The organism is Allokutzneria sp. NRRL B-24872, assembly GCF_002155965.1.
Classification (GTDB): domain Bacteria; phylum Actinomycetota; class Actinomycetes; order Mycobacteriales; family Pseudonocardiaceae; genus Allokutzneria.
Window position 1 is genome coordinate 12775 of the sequence record NZ_MUMH01000140.1, and the last position, 20082, is coordinate 32856.

Below are 20082 nucleotides of genomic sequence, written 5' to 3' on the forward strand. Positions count from 1 at the left end.
CGGCTAGCTCCGGCGCGGCAGCGACGCGCGGTCCTCGGAGCGGAGGTCGGCGAGCAGGTCCCCGTGCTCGGCGACGCGGTCCAGCACCTCGGGCGCGGTGAACACGAGGTCCTGCGGGCTCGCGCAGCCCTGGACCTCCGCCCAGGTCACGGGCGTGGACACGGTGGGGTTCTCGCGGGCGCGCAGCGAGTACGGCGCGATGGTGGTCTTCGCGGTGTTGTTCTGGCTCCAGTCGATGAGCACCTTGCCGCCGCGCAGCGCGCGCACCATCTTGGACACGATCTGCCGGGGGTGCTCGCCAGCCAACCGCTCGGCCAGCTCGTGCGCGTACTCGCGGGGCCGCTCGGCGTCCACCGGGCTGATCGGCACGTAGAGCTGGAGTCCCTTGGAGCCGCTGGTCTTCGCGTAGGCGGTGAGGCCGTCCTCGGCGAGGGCTTCGCGCAGCAGTTCGGCGACGCGGCAGCACTCCACGACGGTCGCCGGAGCGCCGGGATCGAGGTCGAACACGAGCAGGTCGGGATCGTGCCGCGCGCCACGCGGACCGACTGTCCACTGTGGAATGTGCAGCTCCAGCGCGGCGAGATTGGCCGCCCACACCAGGGTCGCGGTGTCCTCGACGACCGCGTAGTCGGCGTGCTCGGCGCCCCGACTGCTTCCCGGAGTTTCCAGGCGGACCGTGCGCACCCAGTCCGGTGCGTGCCGCGAGACGTTCTTCTCGAAGAACGACGTGCCGTCGACGCCGTTGGGATAGCGCTTGAGCGTCAGCGCACGGTTGGCCAGGTGCGGCAGCAGCACGGGCGCGATCCGGGCGTAGTAGTCGATCACCTCGCCCTTGGTGAAGCCGTGCCCGGGGTAGAGCACCTTGTCCAGGTTGGTCAGCTTCAGCGTCCTGCCGTCCACCCGCACCGGCGTCGCCTCGCTCATGGCTCACCCGCCTCCTCCGGGGACCTGTCCGGCCGCAGGCCGCGCCACCTCGGCAGGCGCAGCCGCCCGTCGGAGGTCCAGCTCTGGAACACGACCTCGCCGACCAGGTCCGGCTCCACCCACTCGGCCCGGCGGGCGAACTCGCGCGGCACCTCGGGGGAGAACGGGCTCGTGCGCCGCGACATGCCGCGCAACCTTTCGGTCAGGGCCCGCAGCACCGCGTCGCTGAACCCGGTGCCGACCTTGCCGACGTAGCGCAGCGCGCCGTCTGCCTGCGGCAGCCCGACCAGCAGCGATCCGATCAGCCCCGCGCGTTTGCCCTCGCCGGGCTGCCAGCCGCCGATGACGACCTCTCGCGTTTCAAGATCAGTGATCTTGATCCACTCCGTGGTGCGCTGCCCCGGCCGGTAGCGCGAGGACCTGCGCTTGGCGACCACGCCCTCCAGCCGCTGCTCGCGCGCGGCGTGCAGCACCGCAGCGCCCGCCCCGGTGTAGGCGGGCGGGGTGAGCCAGTGCGCGCCGCGCAGCTCCAGGGACTCCAGCAGCCGCCTGCGCTGGTCGTACTCCAGTTCGAGGCAGGAGCGGCCGTCGAGGTGGAGCAGATCGAAGATCAGGTAGGTGACCGGCTGGCGCTCGGCCAGGCGCGCGATCTGGGCGGCGCCGGAGATGTTGATCCGCTTCTGCAGCGCGCCGAAGCTGGGGCGCCCGTCCTCGAACACCACGACCTCGCCGTCCAGCAGCGCGGTTCCCGGGAAGCGCGGTCCGAGTTCCCGCAGCTCCGGGTAGGTGGCGGTGATGTCGGCGCCGCTGCGCGCGAGCAGCTGCAACCGCCCGCCGGTGATCCGCGCGATCGCCCGCACGCCGTCCCACTTGAACTCGTAGGAGAACTGTTCGTCCTGCTCGGGCCCGGGAAGCAGGCCGCGCGTGGCGAGCATCGGGGACAGCTTCTCCGGCGGCGGAACCCGGGGTGGAGCCTTGCCCGCGGCCTGCTTGCCGAGGCGGACCATCCAGTTCTTGCCGTCGCGGTCGCGCCGGTCGGAGCGGAAGAACACGTAGCGGCCCTGCGCGCGAGCCCCGTGGAAGACCACCTCGACCTCGTGCTCGGACCACTTCAGCGTGTCGTAGCGGCCGGTGTCCCAGATGGTCATCTTCCCGCCGCCGTACTCACCCCTCGGGATTTCTCCAGAGAACGTGAGGTACTCCATCGGGTGATCCTCGGTGTGCACCGCGAGGCGGATGTCGCCCTGCTCCACCGGCAGTCCCTTCGGCACCGCCCACGACGCGAGCACGCCGTCGCGCTCCAGCCGGACGTCCCAGTGCAGCCGCCGCGCGTGGTGCTCCTGGATGACGAAGAGATCGTTGTTTCCGCCGCTGGCGACCGTCTCCGGCATGGGCTCCGGGGTCTTCGCCGCGTCGCGTTTGCGGTGGTAGTCCCGGAGGTCCGCCATGGGTCAGGCGCTCTTGCTCTTGCCGCTCTTCTTCGCGGGCGCCTTCTTCGCCGATTTCGCGGCCGTCTTCTTCTTGGCGGGGGCCGCGGTGTCGGACCGGTTGGCCTTGGCCTGCGCGACGCTGCGCTCCAGCGCGGCCATCAGGTCGATCACCTCGCCGGTGTCCTCGGCCTCCGGCTGCTCGGGGATCTCCGCGCCGTCGGCCTTCGCGTCGACCAGCTTCGCCATCGCGTCGCGGTAGTCGTCGGTGAACTCGCCGGGCTCGAAGGTGCCCGCCATGCTCTCGATCAGCGACTCGGCCATGCGCAGCTCCTGCGGCCGCACCTCGACATCGCCGTCGAGGAAGCCGAACTCGGGCGCGCGGATCTCATCCGGCCACATCATCGTGTGCAGCACCAGCACGTCGTCGCGGGCGCGCACCATGGCCAGGGACTGCCGCTGCCGCATGGTGATCTTGACGACCGCGAGCCGGTCCGCCCGCTCCAAAGCCGTCCTGAGCAGCACGTACGGCCGCACGGCCGCCTTGTCCGGCTCCAGGTAGTAGCTCTTCTGGAAGTAGATCGGATCGATCTCCTCCGTCGGCACGAACTCGACGACCTCGATGGCCCGGTCGGTGGAGATCGGCAGCTTCTCGAAGTCCTCGCGGTCCAGGACGACCATCCGGCCGTCCTCCAGCTCGTAGCCCTTGGCGATGTCGGCGTAGGGCACCTCTTCGGAGCAGACCTGGCAGACGCGCTTGTAGCGGATGCGCCCACCGTCCTCGCGGTGCACCTGGTGGAAGCGGAAGTCGTGCTCCTCGGTGGCCGAGAACAGGCGAACGCCAATGGTCACCAGACCAAAGGAGATTGCGCCGCTCCACATCGCCCGCATGGCCCATGCGTACCTGCCCAGCTGCGGTTTCGCATCTCGGCCGGAGCATTCGTGGCCGAGTCGTGCCCATCCCCGCACCGCCCGGGGCCTGGCACTTGCCGGTGTGCGGCGAGCCTTTCGGGTGATCAGGCCGCACGCGCGCCCGAGTCGTGATCACCGGCCGGTGTGCTGGAACCATGACTTCCTTGCCTGGACCGGGCTCACTCGCCTGGAAGTACGCCGGACTGTGGCGCCTGGCGACCGTGCTCGGCCGCATGCTCGTCCTGGAGACCGCGCACCCGGTGGTCGGCGCCGGTGTCGCCGAGTTCTCCACCTACCGCACCCGCCCGTGGCGGCGGGCCGAGCAGACCCTGCTGAGCCTGCTGCGCATGCTCTACTCCGACAACCGGGGCCGCGAGAAGGAGGCCGCCCGGCTGGAGCGGCTGCACAGCCACATCAAGGGCGAGGGCTACAGCGCGCTCGACCTGGAGGCCAAGGCGTGGGTCTACCTGACGATGTTCGAAGGCGTCGTCGTGATGTGCCGCTCCGGCGGTGACCCGCTCTCGCCCGAGGACGAGGCCCAGCTCTACGACGAGTGGGTGGCCTGTGGCGCGCTGCTCGGGCTCGGCCCGGACGAGATGCCCGCGACGGTGGCCGATTTCTGGCGCTACTTCGAGCAGATGACCACGGAGAAGCTGGAGCGGACACAGGGGCTGAAGGACCTGATCGAGGCGCTCGACCGGGGCTTCCCGGCTCCGCGCGCGCTGGAGTTCCTGCCGCAGCCGCTGTGGCGCCTGCTCAGCACGGCGGGGGCGAGGGCCTACGCGGACCTCACTGCCTCCTTGCTGTCACCGGAACTCCAGGAACGACTGGGAATGCGGCCGAGCCCGCTCGGCGCCGCACTGTCCACTGTGGTCTGCCGGGGCGCGGGGCTGCTGGACCGGGTGCTGCCGATGAGCCTGCGCTACATGCCGGTGGCGGCTTCGGCGATGGCGGTGGAGCACCAGGTCCGGCTGAGCCCGCAGCAGCCGGGCCTCGGCGGCTCGGAGATCTTCGCCAGGATTCTCGACCAGAACGACGACGGGGTGCTGAGCTGGGTCGACCTCGCCGCGTCGGCGCGCGTGATCTCCGCGCGCCTGGACCTCGACGAGAAGGACGAGACCGCGCTCTACGACTCCTTCCACGCGTGGTGGCAGGAACTGCGCGACATGGCCGACGGCGACAAGGACGGCACGGTCAGCCGCGAGGAGTACTCGGCGGCGGTCTTCGAGGGCAGCGCGTTGCGTGCGGCGATGGACGCGGTGGCCGCCGGGGTCGACAAGGACGACGACGGCTACGTGGAGCTGGCCGAGTACGCGCACCTGCTCGGCGGAGCACCCGAGCCGGACGTGGTGGCGAGCTTCCGCCAGCTCGACGGCGACGCGGACGGGCGGCTCACGGTCGCCGAGCTCGCCGTCGGTCTCGGCGAGTTCTTCCTGGGGCGCAAGGACTCCCTGGTCGACCGGCACCTGCTCGGGACGAGGTGAACCCTGCTCAGAGCGGGTCGCCGAGCGGGCCGTGCTCGGCTTCGAGGGCTTGGGCCCAGTACGCCTCGAAGTCGGGCTGGCTCCCGTCGGCGTCGGTGAAGCCGTAGACCTTGTGCAGCCCGGCCGTGGACAGCGCGCGTCCACTGTGGACCATCACGTGCGGGTCGGCGGCGAGCGCGGCAACGGCCCTGCCGAGGTAGGTCGGGGTCTCCGAGCGGGCGAAGTGCGGGTCGTCGGCGATGCCGTCGCGCCAGTTCCGCTCGGTGACCCCGAAGTGGTCCAACATGGCTTCGGAGCGCAGGAATCCCGGTGTGATCGCCACGGCGGCGACGTTGTGCGGGCGCAGCTCGTGCGACATCGCGAACGCCAGGCGGATCACCGAGGACTTCGCCAGGTCGTAGAAGACGGTGCCCCGGTAGCGCGCGGTGTTGCCGTCGGTGACCTCCACGACGAGTCCGCTGCCGCGCGCGATGAGCAACGGCAGCAGGTGGCGGCTGGTGATGACGTGCGTGTGGACGGCTTGGCGCAGCAACCCGAACCCGCGGTCGAGGTCCTGCTCCCAGAGCGGGTTCTCCCAGTCGACGATCGGGTCGCCGCCCCACACCGCGTTGACCAGCACGTCCAGCTTGCCGTCGTGCTCTGCTGAAACCCGCTCGGCCAGTGCGCGGACCTGCTCGGCGTCGCTGTGGTCGACGCGGACCGGGATGCCCGTGCCGCCCGCCTCCGTGACGAGGCGGGCGGTCTCCTCGATCGTTTCCGGGCGGTCCATGGGCGAGCGACCGTGCTCGCTGCTGCGCCCGGTGACGTAGACGGTGGCCCCGGCGGCGCCGAGCTGCACGGCGATACCGCGGCCACCGCCACGCGTGCCTCCGGCGACCACGGCGACTCGCCCCGCGAGAGGAGTCGTCATGCCGGAGACCGTACTAGCCGACGAGCAGGGTGAGCCCGTACGCCGTCAGGATCTCCTGCAACGGCTGGAAGAAGCTCGTCGCGGCGCCGCCACGGCAGTTGCCCGAGCCGCCGGAGAGCACGCCCTGCGCCTGGGTGAAGCCCTCACCGGCGATCCAGGACCCGCCCGAGTCACCCGCCTCCGCGCACGCGTCGCTCTTGGTCAGGCCGGTGACCTGGCCCTCGCCGCCGCCGTAGTTGACGGTCTGGTCCTTGGCCAGCACCGTCCCGCAGTGCCAGCCCGTGGTGCGCCCGGACCGGCAGATCGCCGCGCCGACCGCCGCCTCAGCGGAGCCCTTCACCGTGACGGTGGTGCCGTTCTGCCGGTTCACCCACGGCTTCGTGGTCCAGTCGGCGTTCGTCTTCACCCACGCGTAGTCGTTGCTGGGGAAGGAAGAACCCTCGTAGGTGCCGATCGGGACCTGGTTGAAGCCCTTGATGCTGTCGCCCTTGTCGCCGCAGTGGCCCGCCGTGACGAAACCGCCCTTGACCGAGAAGCCGACCGAGCACGGACTGCCGCCGTTGTAGATCGCGTCGCCGCCACGCACGTCGTACATCAGCCGCGGCGCCTCGCCGGTCTCCTCGACCGTGACAGCGGGGGAGAGACGACGCGCTGCGGCTAAGAACTCGTCCGCGTCCTTGGCGCCCTTGCTGACCTCCACCACCACGGAGTTGCCGCGCTCGTCGACGCGCCAGCCGGTGACCGACGCGGGCGCCTTGATGGCGTCGAGCTGCTGCTTGGCGGCCTTGAGCTCGCTGTGCGCGTGGCGCACCACCGCGATCTCGGCGCCCTGCGCGCGCACGGCGTCGGCCTTGGCCGCGTCGGTCACGCCCACGACGAGCTTGCCGTCCTGAATCCACGTGCCACCAAAGGAGTCACCAGCGGCGCTCATCGCGCGCTGCTCGACCTCCACGGCCTTCGCGTCGCTGAGGAGCCGCGCGCGGGCCTGCTGGGCGTCCAACCCGAGGTCGCGCTGAACGGCGTGCAGCAGCTCCGGCGAGTAGTTGTCCTGTGCGGTCGCGGCCGGTGCGGTGAGCACGCTGGCGGCCAGGAGCACGGCTCCGACGCCGGTCACGGTGCGGTACATGGGTCTCCCTCGTCTTCGGGGTGGCGGTGCAGGGCGCCACCCCGGCGAACCTAACTTCGGAGACCCGCGAAGAACCTCGTCCGAGAAGCTTGTTGAATACACGGATTATCTCTCATGTCCCGCGCTCACAACGGGAACCACCGCCGTGCGAGGGCGTTCATCGTCGACAGGCGCGGGACGCCGAGTCTGCGCAAGCACTTCGTCAGGTCGAATGCCGGATGCACCAGCACCATCCCGAGCAGACGCCGTTGCAGTTCGAGGTCACGCCGTTGCACCCCCAAGCCGTCGAGCATCCTCCGCACGAGGGGGCGCTTGCCTTTGGCGACAGACAACAGCGTCCACGCGATGTCGAACTCCCGGGGCCCGAGCATCGCGTGCTCGAAGTCCTGGACGCCGGTCACCGTCCAGCCGCCCGGTCCGTGTCGCGCGAGCGCGGTGGAGAACGTGAGTCTGGTGTGCAGCAGCACCAGTTCGTCCGAGGCGAGCTGGTCCATCTCGTCCAGGAACGGCGTGAGGAGCTTCAGCCACTGCGGTGGCGCGCCGAGCGAGCGCTGGCGCTGGACGAGCCCGGCCCGCTGCTGCGCGACGAAATCCGCCCACGGCGTCGCCGGGAGTTCACCGTGCCGGGAGTCATGCAGGTCGGCGAGCGTGAGGCCGAGCTGGTGCGCGATGTCCTCGCGCTCCTCGCCGATCATCTCCGACCAGCACTCGCCCAGTTCCTGCCCGCGCGGGCAGCGCAGAACGAGGTGGTGCGGGCCCGCTTCCTCGATCTCCGGGCAGTCCGCGACGAAGAGCGGACGCCCGCCCAAAGCCGTCAAGGCCGCGATCTCGGTCTCCCGACGATCTTCGCATCCGTGTGGGAACAGTTTCAGCAGGTTGCTGTAGCTCGGGTAGTAGGACGGGATCGGCAGGTCGGACCGCTTCTCCAGGTCGTCCCGCGACCATCCGCGGCGGGTGAAGAGTTCCTCTAGGTCAGTCGTGAGGTGCACCCTCCAACATCAACATGAGGAGGTCTCCTCCGGCCAGGAGATTCTCCTCCGGAGAACCGAACATCACGCGCCGAACGCTGGTCAGCGGCGGCGGGCGCGTTGCTTGGCGCGGTTGCCGCAGCGGTCCATGGAGCACCACCGGCGTTGTCCCGGGCGGGAGAGATCGACGAACACCAGCTGGCAGTCGTCGGCCGAGCATTCCCGAAGACGCTCGCGCGCGGAGCTGCCGAACAACTCCACCGCGTCCCTGGCGATCGACGAAAGCGCCTGTGCCGCAGCCGGTCTCGACCACTCACGTGCACCGCCGGAGAGTGTGGGAACGAGCGACGGCGAGGCCGCGACGGCGTTCAGCGCGGAGACGGCCGCGCGCGGAAGCGCTCGATCGTTCAACTGCGCCTGCGCGATGTCCCAGATCGCGGTGCGCAGGCGGGACAACACCACCAGGTCGTCCACAGTGGACTTCGCGGTGACGTCGAGGCGCGAGCGGGCGAGCCACGCGGTGAGGGCGGCCGGACTGGTCAGCGAGTCGTGTTCGACATAACGGCCGATGCCGCCGGTGGTGAGCAGTTCGAGGCACACCGCCCCGGCGTCGAAGCCGAACTCGACGTCGCCCGGCCAGCGCAGGCGCAGCTCGTGCGGGGTTGACCCGGTCGTCATGACACCACTATAACCGGTGTTATGACGACGGTGACGCGAGCCCAGGTGCTGGCATGGCGGATGCGGCGGCAGCACCTGACCGAGCCCGGCGACGTCAGCGCGGTGGAGATCGCGCGGCGGCTGGCCGGGGTGCAGGCGCAGGTGCCGTCGGCCGCCGCGCAAGCCGTTGCCTTCCGCCAGGCCGAGCCGGACGAGCACGAGATCGACCGCGCGCTGCGCGAGGAGAAAACGCTGGTCAGGATGTGGTCGGTGCGCGGGACACTGCACCTGCACGCGGCGGAGGAGGCAGCGCTCTACGGCTCGGCGATGGCGGCCGTGCGGACCTGGGAACGCCCGAGCGTGCTGCGCGGGCACGGGGTCACGCTCGCGGAGATCACGGCGATCATCGACGCCGTCGCGGAGGTGCTGCCGGGGCGCGTACTGACCCGCGAGGAGCTGACCGAGGCGGTCCTGGAGCACACCGGATCGCCGCACCTGGCCGAAGTCCTGCGCTCGGGATGGGGGTTCGCGCTCAAGCCCGCGAGCTGGCTGGGCCTGCTGTGCCACGGCCCGGCGGAGGGCAACCGCGTCACGTTCACCAGCCCTTCCACGTGGCTCCCGGGCTGGCGCCAGGTCCCCGCCGAGGACGCCGGGCCGGAGCTGATCAAGCGGTATCTCGGCGCCCACGGACCGTCCACTGTGGCCGATTTCGAGCGGTGGTTCGCCCGCAGCGCCAAGGCTTCTCTGCTCAAGCCGTGGTTCGCGAGCGTCCGCGACGAGCTGGCGGAGGTCACCGTCGACGGCGTGCCGATGCTGGCGCGGGCCGAGGACGTGGACGAACTCGTGGCCACCGCGCCGAACAAGCTCGTGCGGCTGCTGCCCGCCTTCGACCAGTACGTGATCGCCGCGAACCGCGACCTGATCCCGGCCGAGCACCTGGCGAAGGTCAGCCGGACCGCCGGGTGGATCTCGCCGGTGGTGCTGCACGGCGGGCGCGTCGCGGGCGTGTGGAAGGAGGAGGACGGTGCGGTGAGCGTGCAGCAGTTCGAGCGTTTGCCGAAGAAAACTCTTGTTGCCGAAGTCGCTCGCCTTCTCCCCGGAAGATCTCTAGTGTGACCGTCGTGCACCGAATCTTCATCGTCACCCCGCCGCCGGCCTCCTAGCGGGGACCCCTTCTCTCAGCGCGCGGCCTGATCGGTCGGCGCCTGTTCGGCGTGCCCCGCTTCCGCGACCAACCGCCTCAACTGTCGCAGGAGCGCCAGAACACATGCAGACCTCAACGCTTTCCAAGCCGTCCACCCGTGCCCACGGGATGTCCAGCCTCGTCGTCGCCGGAGTCCTCTGGGGAACCAGCGGACTGCTCGGCACCCTCCTCGGCCGCACCGCCGGGCTCTCCCCGGTCGCGGTCGCCGCCGCCCGCCTCTTCACCGGCGGAGCGCTCATCGTGGCCTTCCTGCTGGCCACCGGCCGGGGCCTGCCGCAGGGCCGCGCCGCGTGGACCCGCGTCGGTGTGATCGCGGCGCTGGCCCTGGTCTTCCAGAGCGGCTACTTCACCTCCGTCTCGCTCAGCTCGGTCAGCGTCGCCACGCTCGTGACCATCGGCTGCTCTCCGGTGTTCGTGCTGATCGCCGAGCGCGTGACCGGGCGGCGGGTGATCGACGCGAGCGCCGTGCTGGTCCTCGCGCTCGCGCTGGTCGGCCTCGTCCTGCTCGTCGGAGTTCCCTCAGGGGGCTTCTCCGGAGGCGGTCTTTCCGGAGGCGGAGTGCTGGCCAGCGCGGCGTTCGCGGTCCTCGCGGCCTCGGCGTTCGCCACGATGACCATCGTCGGGTCGCGTCCGGTCGACGGGCTCGACGACCTCACCACCAGCGGGTTCTCCTTCCTGCTCGGCGGCGTGGTGATGCTGCCCTTCACCGGGGTCGCGTTCACGGTGAGCCCGAGTTCGCTCGCGCTGCTCGCGGCCCTGGCGCTGCTGCCGACCGCGGTCGCGTACACGCTCTACTTCCGCGGACTGCGCGGAGCCGGTGCGAGCGCGGGCGCGGTGATGGCTCTGCTGGAGCCGTTGACCGGGACCGCGTTGGCGATGCTGTTCCTCGGTGAACGGCTGAGCCCGCTCGGGTGGCTCGGCGCGGCCCTGCTGTCCGCCGCGGTGATCATCTCCGCGCGCCGGGGATGAGTCGCTGACTTCCGGGTAGCCGAGGTGCATGGCTCCTACCGTTGCTGACTACCTGCTCCAGCGCCTGCGCGACTGGGGCGTCGAGCACGTCTTCGGCTACCCGGGCGACGGCATCAACGGCATCGTCGCCGCCTTCGGCGAGGCCGACAACGAACCGCGCTTCGTCCAGGCGAGGCACGAGGAGATGGCGGCGTTCCAGGCGGTCGGCTACGCGAAGTTCAGCGGACGCGCCGGGGTCTGCCTGGCCACATCGGGCCCCGGCGCGATCCACCTGCTCAACGGCCTCTACGACGCCAAGCTCGACCACGTGCCGGTCGTGGCGATCGTCGGGCAGACCGCGCAGAGCGCGCGCGGCGGCAGCTACCAGCAGGAGGTAGACCTCCAAGCGGTGCTCAAGGACGTGGCCAGCGAATACCTCGTCGAGGTCACCGTGCCGGAGCAGCTGCCGAACGCGCTGGACCGGGCGATGCGCACCGCGCTCTCGCAACGCGCGCCCACCGCGCTGATCATCCCCAACGACGTGCAGGAGCAGCCCTACGCGCCGCCGAAGCACGAGTTCAAGCACGTTCCGTCCAGCAAACCCGGCCTGACCATCGGCACGGCCGTGCCACCATCCGACGAAATCGCGCGCGCGGCGGAAGTGCTCAACGCGGGGGAGCGGGTGGCGATCCTCGTCGGACAGGGCGCGCGCGGTGCTCGGCAGGAAGTGCTCGACGTCGCGGCGGCCACCGGCGCGGGCATCGCGAAAGCCTTGCTGGGCAAGGACGTCCTCTCCGACGAGCTGCCGTTCGTGACCGGTTCCATCGGTCTGCTCGGTACGCGTCCGAGCTCCGAGATGATGCGCGACTGCGACACGCTGCTCATCGTCGGCTCGAACTTCCCGTACAGCCAGTTCCTGCCGGAGTACGGCAAGGCCCGCGCGGTGCAGATCGACGTCGACGGACGCATGATCGGCATGCGCTACCCCACCGAGGTCAACCTCGTCGGGGATGCCGAGGCAACCCTCGCCGCGATGCTGCCCCTGTTGCGGCACAAGGAAGACCGCTCGTGGCGCGAGACCATCGAGTCCACTGTGGACAAGTGGTGGAAGAGCGTTGAAGCGCAGGCGATGCTCGACGCCGATCCGGTCAACCCGATGCGGATCGTGCACGAGCTGTCCGCGCGCGTCCCGGACAACGCGCTGATCACCGCCGACTCCGGCTCGGCCACCAACTGGTACGCGAAGAACCTGCGGCTGCGCGGAGACGTTCGCGGGTCGCTCTCCGGGACGCTGGCCACGATGGGCTGCGCCGTGCCCTACGCGATCGGCGCGAAGTTCGCCCACCCCGACCGCCCGGTGATCGCTCTCGTCGGCGACGGCGCCATGCAGATGAACGGGCTCGCGGAGCTGATCACGCTCGCCCGCTACGAGCACCTGTGGGAGGACCGCCGCTGCGTGGTCTGCGTGTTCCACAACAACGACCTCAACCAGGTCACGTGGGAGCTGCGCGCGATGGGGGGCGCGCCGAAGTTCGAGGAGTCGCAGGTGCTGCCCGACCTCGACTACGCGGGGCTGGCGCGCTCGTTCGGGCTGGAGGGGATCTCCGTGGACAAGCCCGAGGACGTCGGCCCGGCCTGGGACCGCGCGCTGGCGGCGACGGGGCCTGTGGTGCTCGACGTGCGCTGCGATCCGGAGGTGCCGCCGATCCCGCCGCACGCGACGTTCGAACAGGTCGCGGCGATGACGAAGGCAGTGCTGAGCGGGGAACCCAACGCCTGGCACATGATCGGCCAGGGCGTGCGGACCAAGCTCAAGGAGCTCTTCCCCGGGCGCTGACGTTCACCCGTTGGTTGTCGGAGAGCCGTTTCGCGAGGTTCGTTCGGGTGAACGTGACTAGCTTCCGCCGTACCGACACCAACGATTCTCCGGAGATGTTGCTCATGTTCGGAAAGCGATTCGCGAAGCGGGTGGGCGCTGCGGCCTCCGCCGCGGTTGTCGCCTGCGGAATGGTTCTGGTGCTGACGCCTTCGGCGCAGGCCGACGGCGAGTGGTGCAACAACCAGACGTGCGTCAAGACCTACGACACCGGCACCTACCTGGGCCGGGTCGAGGTCTCCGTCTGGACGCAGAACCGGGCGGGCACCACCTACGCCAAGGTGTGGACCACCAGCGGCTGGAGCGCGAACACCGGCTCGCAGTACGTGGAGGCCTTCCGCACCTATCGCGGCTGGGTGTACCCGCAGCGGCACTTCAAGGCCGGGACGCGGTTGTGCGCGGAGGGCTACAAGAGCGGCGGCAAGTACGGTCTGCCGTGCGTGACGATCACGAACTGATCTCGTGACGCGAGGGGGCTCCCGGCGGATGGCCGGGAGCCCCCTTTCGCTGCCAGGATGGCCCGATGGAGCTTGACGTCCACATCGCGGATCTCGGTGCCCTGCTCGGTGGTTGGGAGGTCAACGTGGTCGGCGGCAGGCTGAGCGAGCACAGCCGCCTGCTGTGCGGGCACGACGACCGCGGCCGCTCGATGGACCGCGTCGTCCGGGCGAGCAGGACCGACCACGACCGGTGGTGCTCGGCGACCACCCGGTTCCTGGCGACGATCACCGCGTTGCAGGAGCGGGAGAAGGAGATCGGCGCCCACCTCCGCGCGCCGTGGAAGGGCCGCCTGCTGTGGCACATCCGCCACGCGCGCCGGAACGCGGTGTTGCGCAAGGGATACGACGAGGCCAGCGCGCAGCTGGAGTCGGACTTCGACGCCGCGCTCGCGGCCTACCTGAGCAAGGCCGGCGACCTGCCGGAGTACATGACGGAGTTCGCCAGGCGGGAGAAGGAGCGCACGCGCCGCGAGCTGGAGCAGGCGCGACGACGGCGGCTGGACGCCATGGAGGGCACGTCGGGCGCGGTGTGGGCCTACAAGATCACCACCGGCGGGCGTCGGCGGTTCTCCATCTATTTGACGAGCCTGGACCGCTCCCACGAAGGCGCGCACACCCCGTCCGAGGTGCAGGCCGCGCTCACGGCGGAGCGCGCCGAGCACCCCTACACGGGCGTGTCCTGGGGACCGGAGACCTCGTTGGCGCTCAAGGAGAAGTACGAGACCGAGGCCTCCGGCTGGGCGAAGCTCACCGGCGAGGTGATCATCGTCAACCCGATCGACCCGAACGACCGGTCCGCGCGCCCGTTCTCCAAGTACCACGGCGGGCCGTCGAGCACCTACGGCAGCGACGGCGGCGCGGGCGGCTACGCCGGGGGCGGCGGCTTCTAGCACCACCCCCGGCGCGGGCGCTCAGCCCTTGATGCCGGTCTCCGCGACGCCCCTGACCAGGAAGCGCTGCAACGTCACGAAGACGATGACCAGCGGCAGGATCGACACGGCCGCTGCCAGGAACAGCTGGTGCACGTTCAGGTTCTGCGCGGTGAGGAAGCTCGACAGCGCGACCTGCACGGTCCACGAGGACTGGTCCTGGGCGATCACCAACGGCCACAGGAACGCGTTCCAGCTGCCGATGAAGGAGATCACCGCGAGCGCGGCGATGAAGTTGCCCGAGTTCGGCACCACGATCCGCCAGAACGTGCCCCAGTAGCCGAGGCCGTCGATCCGCGCCGCCTCCTCCAGCTCCTTCGGGAACGCGAGGAAGTACTGGCGGAACAGGAACGCGGTGAACCCGCTGAACAGGCCGGGGATCACCAGGCCGCGCAGGTCGCTGAGCCAGCCGAGGCTGGACACGACGACGAAGCTCGGCACGAACGTCACCGCAGCCGGGATCATCAGCGTCGCCACGATCGCGTAGAAGACCTTGCCCGCGTGCCGGTATGGAATCCGCGCGAGGCCGTAACCCGCGAGCCCGCACAACAACAGCTGGCCGATCGTCTGCAACACCGACACGACCACGGAGTTGCCCATGCTGGCCAGCAGCGGCACCGACTGGTCGGAGAACAGCTCCGCGAAGTTCTCCCAGTGCAACGTGTCCGGGAAGAACTTCCAGTCCGGCGCCGCGATCTCCGCCTCGGTGGCCAAACCGTTGCGCAGCAACAGGTAGAACGGCACCAGGAACAGCAGCGCCGCCACCCCGAGCGCGAGGTAGCGCAGCACCGAGGTGATCACGCCGGCCGGGGTGCGCCGATACCCCGCCGGGCGGTGCACGTAGTCGCTCACTCACCCCTCCTGAAGCCGAACAGCCTGCCCTGCAACAACGTCACCAGCGCGATCAGCAGGGCGAGGATCACCGCGCCCGCGCTGCCGTGGCCGAAGTCCTGACCGCCGCTGCCCAACGCCGTGTAGTAGAGGTAGACCAGCGGTGGTCTGGCGAAGGGCGGGTAGCCGTCAGCCGAGCCGAGCACGTTGTAGAACTCGTCGAAGGCCTGGTAGGCCGCGATGAGCGTGAGCAGGACGACCGACACCGAGGTCGCGCGCAGCTGCGGCAGTGTGATGTGCCGCAGCGTCTGCCAGCCCGGCTTGGCTCCGTCGATCCACGCCGCCTCGTAGAGGTGCTGCGGAATCCGTTGCAGACCGGCGATGAACAGGATCATGTAGAAGCCGAGCTGCAACCACAGCCGCAGCGACACCAGCACCAGCCAGTACCACGGCGGATCGGTGGAGACCGTCCACGCGATCGGCTCGATCCCGAACATCGACAGGAAGGCGTTGGCCAGCCCGTAGCGCAGCCCGTTGAAGATCGACAGCTTCCAGATCAGCGACGCGACCACGTAGGAGCACGCCGTCGGCAGGAAGAACACCGAGCGGAAGAACGTGCGCATGAAGCTGATCTGGTTGACCAACAGCGCCAACGCCAGCGACAGCACGAACGTCAGCGGCACGATGAACAGCGCGAACAGGGTGAACGTGCCCATGCTCTGCAGGAACGCGCCATCGGTGAGCATGTCGACGTAGTTGTCGACGCCGACGAACTCGGTCGGGGTGACCGTGTTGTGCGCGTTGAAGAAGCTGAGCAGCAGGCTCCAGCCGATCGGCAGGTAGGCGAAGATCACCAGGCCCGCGGCGAACGGGCCGACGAAGAGCCAGAAAGCCTTGGCGTTTCCGGGTTTCCGCTTCCTGGTCGCCTGGGGGGATGAGGTGTGGGCGGCGGCCGAACTCATCCGTAGAGGCGCTTCAGCTCGTCCTGGGCCTTGGTCACCGCGCCGCGCAGCTCGGAGTCGGCGTTCGCGCCCTCGCGCACGACCCGCGACAGCGCGTCCTGGAACGCGGTGCGCATGGCCTGGGTCCAGTCCGGCGGGTTGGAGGAGCGAGCGTGCTCCTTCACGAAGCGCACCGCGTCAGATGCCGGGCCGGTCTTGAGCTTGTCCGCCTTGGCGGACAAGGAGTTGCGCGGCGGGATGTGGAAGCCGTAGGAGAGGTTGAAGTCCTCCTGGTGCTCGGTGCGGTCGATCCACAGCCACTTGATGAACGCCTTGGCCTGGTCGATCTTGGTGCTCTTGGCGTTGACCATCGCGCCGTACGCGCCGACCGGCACCGACGGGGCGCCGGAGCCGGAGTGCTTCGGCCACGGCAGCACGCCGAAGTCCTCGCCCAGCGCCTTCTGCACGGCGGGAACGGCCCACAGCCCGCACCACTGCATGGCGACCTGGCCCTGGATGAAGGCATCCGGCTCCGACCAGTCCTTCACGGCGCCGAGCAGGAGGCTGTTGCTGGTGTTGAGCTCGCGCAGCTTGGCGATCGCGGCGGCGGCGGCCGGATCGTCGAAGCCGACCTTGTGCTCGGGGGTGACGTAGTCCAGGCCGACCGACCACAGCGCGGGCCCGCCGAGCGTGGACACACCGCCGTCGTTGCCGACGAACAGGCCCTTCACCCCGCCGGTGCTGAGCTTGCGCGCGGCGTCGATCAGCTCGTCGACGGAGGTCGGCGGCTTCACCCCGGCCTTGTCCAGCATGCTCTTGCGGTAGAAGAGCATCTGCATGTCGATGGCCTGCGGGACGCCGTAGATCTTGCCGTCCACGGTGTGCCCGGCGAGCACGGTCGCGGCGAAGTCGTCCTTGGCGGTCGCGATCACGTCGTCCAGCGGGACGATCTGGTTGGCGCGCACCATGCTGATCTGCAACGTCGACTCGAAGACGTCGGGGCCGCCGCCGGAGAGCAGCGCCGTGGACAGCTTCGAGGTGTAGTCGCCCGGGTTCCACTGCACGGAGACCGGGGTCGCGGTGTAGGCCTTGGCGTAGCGCTCAACGGCCTGCTGGACGCCGTTCTCGCCGTAGGCGTGGTACCACTGCTGAAGCCCTTGGGCACCGTTGCCGCCGCGGCCGGTGTTCGAGCCGCACGCGGTCAACCCACCGAAAGCACCCGCGAGCGCGACGGCGCCCGCCGCGTTCAGAAAACCGCGTCTGGACAGCGGTGTTGAGGACATCAGTACCTCCATCGCACGAACATCGACCACGTGGCCGGTGACTTTCCCACACGGACTCCATCACGCGGATACGGCCCTCGTCGATCAATCCCGGGAGCTGGGATCAGCCCGTTGTGATCACTCCGCCGAGATCAGAACAGCGCTCGCGTTGTCGGCCCCGCCGGCCGCGTCGGCCTCGGCGAGCAACGTCGCGACCTTCGCGATCACCGGCTGGGGTTGGCCCATGACCTCGCGAATCCGGTGGAAGGAGACCTGCTCGGCGATCCCGTCGGTGCACAGCAGGTAGGTGTCGCCCGGCCGCACGCTCACGCTCAGCACGTCCGGCTCTGGCCGGTCAGGATGCCCGACGTAGCGCGTGAGGTGGTAGCGCGCGGCCGCCGCCTCGCGGGAGTCGAACGGGTACCAGCCGTTCACCGCGCCGAGCCAGGCCACGGTGTGGTCCACGGTCAGCAGCTCCAGGAGCCCTTGGCGCAGCCGGTACACGCGCGAGTCCCCGAGCTGCGCGATCCAGAACCCTGTCCGCGACTGGACCAGCGCGGTGAGCGTGCAGCCCGCGAAGCCCGGGATCTTGTTGACCTCGTGCTGGGCGTTGGCGACGGCCGCGCGCAGCATCTCCGGCGTGATGCCGCTGCTGAGGCTGTTGATGAACGTGTCAACGGCGGCGCGTCCAGCTCGCGCGCTTCCCTCGCCGTCGCCCATGCCGTCCGCGACGACGGCTCGCAGTGGTGCTTCGGAGAGGTGCACGACGTCGTAGTTGGCGTCGTAGCGCTTGCCGATCTCGCTCCCGGCGGCCGCGGTGATCATCTGGTCAGCTCCATGCGCTCCGCGAGGCTGTTCCTGAGCGAGGTCAGGCGCTCGATCTCCGCGGTCAGCGTCTCCAGCCGACGCGCCGCGACCCCTTCCCGGGGGTTCGACGGACACGGCGTGGTGCCGATCTGGTCCAGGCGGTCCGCGCATCCGCGCAGGTCCTCGACGGTGAGGCCGAGCGCGAGGAGGTCGCGGATCACGCGCACCCGCCGGACGTCGTGGACGTCGTAGACGCGCTGGCCGGTGTGCGTTCGGGTCGGCGGCGGCAGGAGACCGCGCTGCTCGTAGAAGCGCAGTGCCCTGGGCGTCGTGCCCGCCGCTGCCGCCGCGTCACCGATCCGCATCCGCGCTCCTCCTGGCTAGAGCTCCACCACCACCGCGCCGACGTGCTGCCCGGCCAACAGTTCCTGTAGCGCGCGAGGGGCGTTCTCGATTCCCGAGATCTTCGTGTGCGGGAAGGTGACTTCGCCAGTGCGCAGCCATCCGGCGAAGCGCTCCTCCCACTCCGCCTGCACGGCCCAGGAGTCCCGTGGGCTCAGCCCGCGCACGGTGATCCTGTTCGCGATCAGGCGCAACAGGTCGATCTCGGTGAAGGCCGTCGTTCCGGCATGATCCGGGGACAACTGGCTCGACAACGCTCCGACGAGCACGAACCGCGCGCCGTCATTGGCGTTGGCGACCGCTCTTGTCAGTTGCTCGCCGCCGACGTTGTCCAGGAACACGTCGATCCCCTCCGGTGCTTCGCCTCTCTTGAGCACCTCGTCGTAGCCGAGCTCGCTTCGCATGCGCTCGGCCTTCCACTGTGAGCCCGTGCTTCCAACGACCCGCCCCGCGCCGAGCTGCTTCGCGTACTGCGCGGCCAGCGAACCGACTCCGCCAGCTCCGCCGGAGATGAACACCGTGTCGCCTTCGCGGACTTCGGCGCACTTCGTCAGGGCGGTGTAGGCGGACAGCCCCTGCGAGAGGTGAGCGACGGGATCGGTGAGGACGTCGCCGATCGGCGTGACCTGGTCGACGGGCACCACGGCGTACTCCCGCCAGCCCTGCCAGTGCGAGACCAGCGTTCCCGTGGGGAGGTCGCCTTCGACGACCTCACCGATCGCCATGCCGATCAGCGGCTCGCCCGGACCGATCGCCGGGAACGGCGTGCCCTTGACCCCGCCGCCGAAGAGCGTGCGGACCGCGGGGAACACCTGGAAGAACCGGTTCCTGACCAGGACTTCGCCCTCGGCCGGTGCGGGGAGCGCGGTCTCGGCGATCGTGAAGTGCTCCGGGGTCGGCAGTCCGTCCGGAATGGCGTTGAGGCGGACTTCGCGTGATGTGGTCATGCCGGACGCTAGATCTTGACCCGTGCGTCAGAGGCAAGTCCTGCCATCATCGGAGCATGTCGGAGACGATCGAAGCCGGGATCGCGCGCATCACGTCGGCTCGCGCGGCCGGGCGGCACGAGGAAGCTCTCGCGTTGGCGCTGGAGTTGGTGGCCGAACACCCGGATGACGCGCGCGTGGCGTACCAGGCGGGGTGGGCGCACGACAAGCTCGGCAAGGAGAGCGCGGCGGTGCCGTACTACTCGCGGGCGCTGAGCCTGCCGGGGTTGAGTTCCGTGGAACGGCACGGCGTTTTTCTGGGGCTGGGTAGTACTTATCGGACCTTGGGGCGGTACGAGGAGTCGTTGGAGACGCTTCGGCGCGGGGTGGCGGAGTTTCCTGACTTCGCGCCGTTGAAGGCGTTCTTGGCGATGACGCTTTACAACTGCGGGGAGCACAAGGAAGCGGTGTCGACGTTGTTGAACCTTGTGCTGGACACTACTGAGGATGATTCGGTGAAGTCTTATTCTGAGGCTATCGCGTTGTATGCTCGGGACCTGGATCAGGTGTGGGATTCTTAGCTGGTTCCGATGGTTCCAGCGCGGGGTCGGCTTGACCTGGGAACCCCTTGCGCGTGCCCCTGGGCCTCACAGGGGCACGGGATAGAACACCCGGCCCTCGCGCGAGCGTATGGCACGCGCACCCCAGGTAAAGCCGACCGTTCCAGCCGCGTGTTCTGTTTCGTGGGGGTTGCGTTTTTCGGGTGGTGGGGCGCCTGGGAATTCATTCTTTAGGGCCATGATCGACTATTATTTGCGGGTAGTATTGAGGTATGGCCCTCGATGAACTGTTGGTCGAGGTTGAGGCGAAACATGCTGCTCTTTGTCATGCGAAAGCGGAACTCGCCACGGCCTTGATCGCATTCCATGTCGCTGCTGATGATCGTGATTACCGGTATGTGCAGAATGAGGTCGCCTCGTCCCTGCACATCTCCCGACGCTCGGCGGATCGCATCCTGTCCAACGCTGCCGAGCTGACCGAGCGCCCG

The 20082-nt window shown here is 69.5% G+C and carries 21 protein-coding genes; 8 read left to right on the top strand and 13 right to left on the bottom strand.

What is annotated here, in order from left to right; translation table 11 throughout:
* Nucleotides 1-3 precede the first annotated feature (3 nt).
* Genes ligD (CCN37_RS30875) through CCN37_RS30885 form a run of 3 tightly spaced genes read right to left on the bottom strand, consistent with a single transcriptional unit; the run spans nucleotide 4 to nucleotide 3242 of the window.
* Entirely contained in the window at nucleotides 4-924 is a 921-nt protein-coding gene (gene ligD / locus CCN37_RS30875; protein ID WP_086827622.1) for a non-homologous end-joining DNA ligase, read from the bottom strand.
* Nucleotides 921-2372 (bottom strand): non-homologous end-joining DNA ligase, encoded by a 1452-nt coding sequence (gene ligD, locus CCN37_RS30880; RefSeq protein WP_086827624.1) that lies wholly within the window; start codon nucleotides 2370-2372, stop codon nucleotides 921-923. The genes ligD (CCN37_RS30875) and ligD (CCN37_RS30880) overlap by 4 nt, the downstream gene beginning before the upstream one ends.
* Before the next feature lie 3 nt (nucleotides 2373-2375).
* Nucleotides 2376-3242 (bottom strand): Ku protein, encoded by an 867-nt coding sequence (locus CCN37_RS30885; RefSeq protein WP_086827626.1) that lies wholly within the window; start codon nucleotides 3240-3242, stop codon nucleotides 2376-2378.
* Between the two features lie 176 nt (nucleotides 3243-3418).
* Between CCN37_RS30885 and CCN37_RS30890 the strand changes: the two genes are divergently transcribed.
* Nucleotides 3419-4747, top strand: a complete 1329-nt coding sequence (locus CCN37_RS30890; protein ID WP_086827628.1) for an EF-hand domain-containing protein — start codon at nucleotides 3419-3421, stop codon at nucleotides 4745-4747.
* A gap of 7 nt (nucleotides 4748-4754) precedes the next feature.
* Here the strand turns inward: CCN37_RS30890 and CCN37_RS30895 are convergent, their stop codons facing one another.
* From CCN37_RS30895 to CCN37_RS30910, 4 genes are all read right to left on the bottom strand, one after another.
* Complete coding sequence (locus CCN37_RS30895) at nucleotides 4755-5657, bottom strand: SDR family oxidoreductase (RefSeq protein WP_086827630.1); 903 nt, start codon at nucleotides 5655-5657, stop codon at nucleotides 4755-4757.
* Nucleotides 5658-5670: 13 nt separating this feature from the next.
* Nucleotides 5671-6783: a S1 family peptidase gene (locus tag CCN37_RS30900; protein WP_086827633.1), complete on the bottom strand. Its 1113-nt coding sequence runs from the start codon at nucleotides 6781-6783 to the stop codon at nucleotides 5671-5673.
* Nucleotides 6784-6908: 125 nt separating this feature from the next.
* On the bottom strand, nucleotides 6909-7772 hold the full coding sequence (locus CCN37_RS30905) for a phosphotransferase family protein (RefSeq protein ID WP_086827635.1): 864 nt from the start codon (nucleotides 7770-7772) through the stop codon (nucleotides 6909-6911).
* A gap of 81 nt (nucleotides 7773-7853) precedes the next feature.
* Nucleotides 7854-8429 (bottom strand): ABATE domain-containing protein, encoded by a 576-nt coding sequence (locus tag CCN37_RS30910; protein ID WP_086827637.1) that lies wholly within the window; start codon nucleotides 8427-8429, stop codon nucleotides 7854-7856.
* Nucleotides 8430-8450: 21 nt separating this feature from the next.
* Here CCN37_RS30910 and CCN37_RS30915 point away from each other — a divergent pair, with 21 nt between their 5' ends.
* The 5 genes from CCN37_RS30915 (at nucleotide 8451) to CCN37_RS30935 (ending at nucleotide 13826) form a co-directional block, all read left to right on the top strand.
* On the top strand, nucleotides 8451-9524 hold the full coding sequence (locus tag CCN37_RS30915) for a winged helix DNA-binding domain-containing protein (protein ID WP_086827639.1): 1074 nt from the start codon (nucleotides 8451-8453) through the stop codon (nucleotides 9522-9524).
* Nucleotides 9525-9675: 151 nt separating this feature from the next.
* A complete protein-coding gene (locus CCN37_RS30920) occupies nucleotides 9676-10581 on the top strand; it encodes a DMT family transporter (RefSeq protein ID WP_210408291.1) in 906 nt (301 codons plus the stop codon).
* 28 nt (nucleotides 10582-10609) lie between these two features.
* On the top strand, nucleotides 10610-12397 hold the full coding sequence (locus CCN37_RS30925; protein WP_086827641.1) for a thiamine pyrophosphate-requiring protein: 1788 nt from the start codon (nucleotides 10610-10612) through the stop codon (nucleotides 12395-12397).
* Between the two features lie 104 nt (nucleotides 12398-12501).
* Nucleotides 12502-12894 carry a hypothetical protein gene (locus CCN37_RS30930; protein WP_143261882.1) on the top strand — a complete coding sequence of 131 codons (393 nt, stop codon included), beginning with the start codon at nucleotides 12502-12504 and terminating at the stop codon, nucleotides 12892-12894.
* Nucleotides 12895-12959: 65 nt separating this feature from the next.
* Complete coding sequence (locus tag CCN37_RS30935; RefSeq protein ID WP_086827645.1) at nucleotides 12960-13826, top strand: hypothetical protein; 867 nt, start codon at nucleotides 12960-12962, stop codon at nucleotides 13824-13826.
* A 21-nt stretch (nucleotides 13827-13847) separates the two neighbouring features.
* Here CCN37_RS30935 and CCN37_RS30940 read toward each other — a convergent pair whose 3' ends face one another.
* The 6 genes from CCN37_RS30940 to CCN37_RS30965 all read right to left on the bottom strand — a co-directional run bounded on the left by CCN37_RS30940 (nucleotide 13848) and on the right by CCN37_RS30965 (nucleotide 19055).
* Complete coding sequence (locus tag CCN37_RS30940) at nucleotides 13848-14630, bottom strand: carbohydrate ABC transporter permease (protein WP_210408292.1); 783 nt, start codon at nucleotides 14628-14630, stop codon at nucleotides 13848-13850.
* A gap of 83 nt (nucleotides 14631-14713) precedes the next feature.
* The gene (locus CCN37_RS30945) at nucleotides 14714-15658 is read right to left on the bottom strand and encodes a carbohydrate ABC transporter permease (protein WP_086827647.1); all 945 of its coding nucleotides are present in this window, start codon (nucleotides 15656-15658) and stop codon (nucleotides 14714-14716) included.
* Nucleotides 15655-16920 (bottom strand): ABC transporter substrate-binding protein, encoded by a 1266-nt coding sequence (locus tag CCN37_RS30950; RefSeq protein ID WP_086827650.1) that lies wholly within the window; start codon nucleotides 16918-16920, stop codon nucleotides 15655-15657. The genes CCN37_RS30945 and CCN37_RS30950 overlap by 4 nt, the downstream gene beginning before the upstream one ends.
* A 117-nt stretch (nucleotides 16921-17037) precedes the next feature.
* Entirely contained in the window at nucleotides 17038-17724 is a 687-nt protein-coding gene (locus CCN37_RS30955) for a PP2C family serine/threonine-protein phosphatase (RefSeq protein ID WP_086827653.1), read from the bottom strand.
* Nucleotides 17721-18071 carry a MerR family transcriptional regulator gene (locus CCN37_RS30960; protein ID WP_086827656.1) on the bottom strand — a complete coding sequence of 117 codons (351 nt, stop codon included), beginning with the start codon at nucleotides 18069-18071 and terminating at the stop codon, nucleotides 17721-17723. Before CCN37_RS30960 ends, CCN37_RS30955 begins: the two co-directional genes overlap by 4 nt.
* Nucleotides 18072-18086: 15 nt before the next feature.
* Entirely contained in the window at nucleotides 18087-19055 is a 969-nt protein-coding gene (locus CCN37_RS30965) for an NADP-dependent oxidoreductase (protein ID WP_086827658.1), read from the bottom strand.
* A 56-nt stretch (nucleotides 19056-19111) separates the two neighbouring features.
* On the opposite strand from CCN37_RS30965, the gene CCN37_RS30970 reads away from it, so the two are divergent.
* Nucleotides 19112-19615, top strand: a complete 504-nt coding sequence (locus tag CCN37_RS30970) for a tetratricopeptide repeat protein (protein WP_086827660.1) — start codon at nucleotides 19112-19114, stop codon at nucleotides 19613-19615.
* A 251-nt stretch (nucleotides 19616-19866) separates the two neighbouring features.
* On the top strand, nucleotides 19867-20082 hold a 216-nt coding region (locus CCN37_RS39280), incomplete at its 3' end, for a hypothetical protein (protein ID WP_143261883.1).

Excerpts from the sequence above, each read along its gene's own strand:
- ligD (WP_086827622.1), bottom strand. The coding sequence starts at position 924 with ATGAGCGAGGCGACGCCGGTGCGGGTGGACGGCAGGACGCTGAAGCTG.
- ligD (WP_086827624.1), bottom strand. The coding sequence starts at position 2,372 with ATGGCGGACCTCCGGGACTACCACCGCAAACGCGACGCGGCGAAGACC.
- CCN37_RS30885 (WP_086827626.1), bottom strand. The coding sequence starts at position 3,242 with ATGCGGGCGATGTGGAGCGGCGCAATCTCCTTTGGTCTGGTGACCATT.
- CCN37_RS30890 (WP_086827628.1), top strand. The coding sequence starts at position 3,419 with ATGACTTCCTTGCCTGGACCGGGCTCACTCGCCTGGAAGTACGCCGGA.
- CCN37_RS30895 (WP_086827630.1), bottom strand. The coding sequence starts at position 5,657 with ATGACGACTCCTCTCGCGGGGCGAGTCGCCGTGGTCGCCGGAGGCACG.
- CCN37_RS30900 (WP_086827633.1), bottom strand. The coding sequence starts at position 6,783 with ATGTACCGCACCGTGACCGGCGTCGGAGCCGTGCTCCTGGCCGCCAGC.
- CCN37_RS30910 (WP_086827637.1), bottom strand. The coding sequence starts at position 8,429 with ATGACGACCGGGTCAACCCCGCACGAGCTGCGCCTGCGCTGGCCGGGC.
- CCN37_RS30915 (WP_086827639.1), top strand. The coding sequence starts at position 8,451 with ATGACGACGGTGACGCGAGCCCAGGTGCTGGCATGGCGGATGCGGCGG.
- CCN37_RS30920 (WP_210408291.1), top strand. The coding sequence starts at position 9,676 with ATGCAGACCTCAACGCTTTCCAAGCCGTCCACCCGTGCCCACGGGATG.
- CCN37_RS30925 (WP_086827641.1), top strand. The coding sequence starts at position 10,610 with ATGGCTCCTACCGTTGCTGACTACCTGCTCCAGCGCCTGCGCGACTGG.
- CCN37_RS30930 (WP_143261882.1), top strand. The coding sequence starts at position 12,502 with ATGTTCGGAAAGCGATTCGCGAAGCGGGTGGGCGCTGCGGCCTCCGCC.
- CCN37_RS30935 (WP_086827645.1), top strand. The coding sequence starts at position 12,960 with ATGGAGCTTGACGTCCACATCGCGGATCTCGGTGCCCTGCTCGGTGGT.
- CCN37_RS30945 (WP_086827647.1), bottom strand. The coding sequence starts at position 15,658 with ATGAGTTCGGCCGCCGCCCACACCTCATCCCCCCAGGCGACCAGGAAG.
- CCN37_RS30950 (WP_086827650.1), bottom strand. The coding sequence starts at position 16,920 with ATGTCCTCAACACCGCTGTCCAGACGCGGTTTTCTGAACGCGGCGGGC.
- CCN37_RS30955 (WP_086827653.1), bottom strand. The coding sequence starts at position 17,724 with ATGATCACCGCGGCCGCCGGGAGCGAGATCGGCAAGCGCTACGACGCC.
- CCN37_RS30960 (WP_086827656.1), bottom strand. The coding sequence starts at position 18,071 with ATGCGGATCGGTGACGCGGCGGCAGCGGCGGGCACGACGCCCAGGGCA.
- CCN37_RS30965 (WP_086827658.1), bottom strand. The coding sequence starts at position 19,055 with ATGACCACATCACGCGAAGTCCGCCTCAACGCCATTCCGGACGGACTG.
- CCN37_RS30970 (WP_086827660.1), top strand. The coding sequence starts at position 19,112 with ATGTCGGAGACGATCGAAGCCGGGATCGCGCGCATCACGTCGGCTCGC.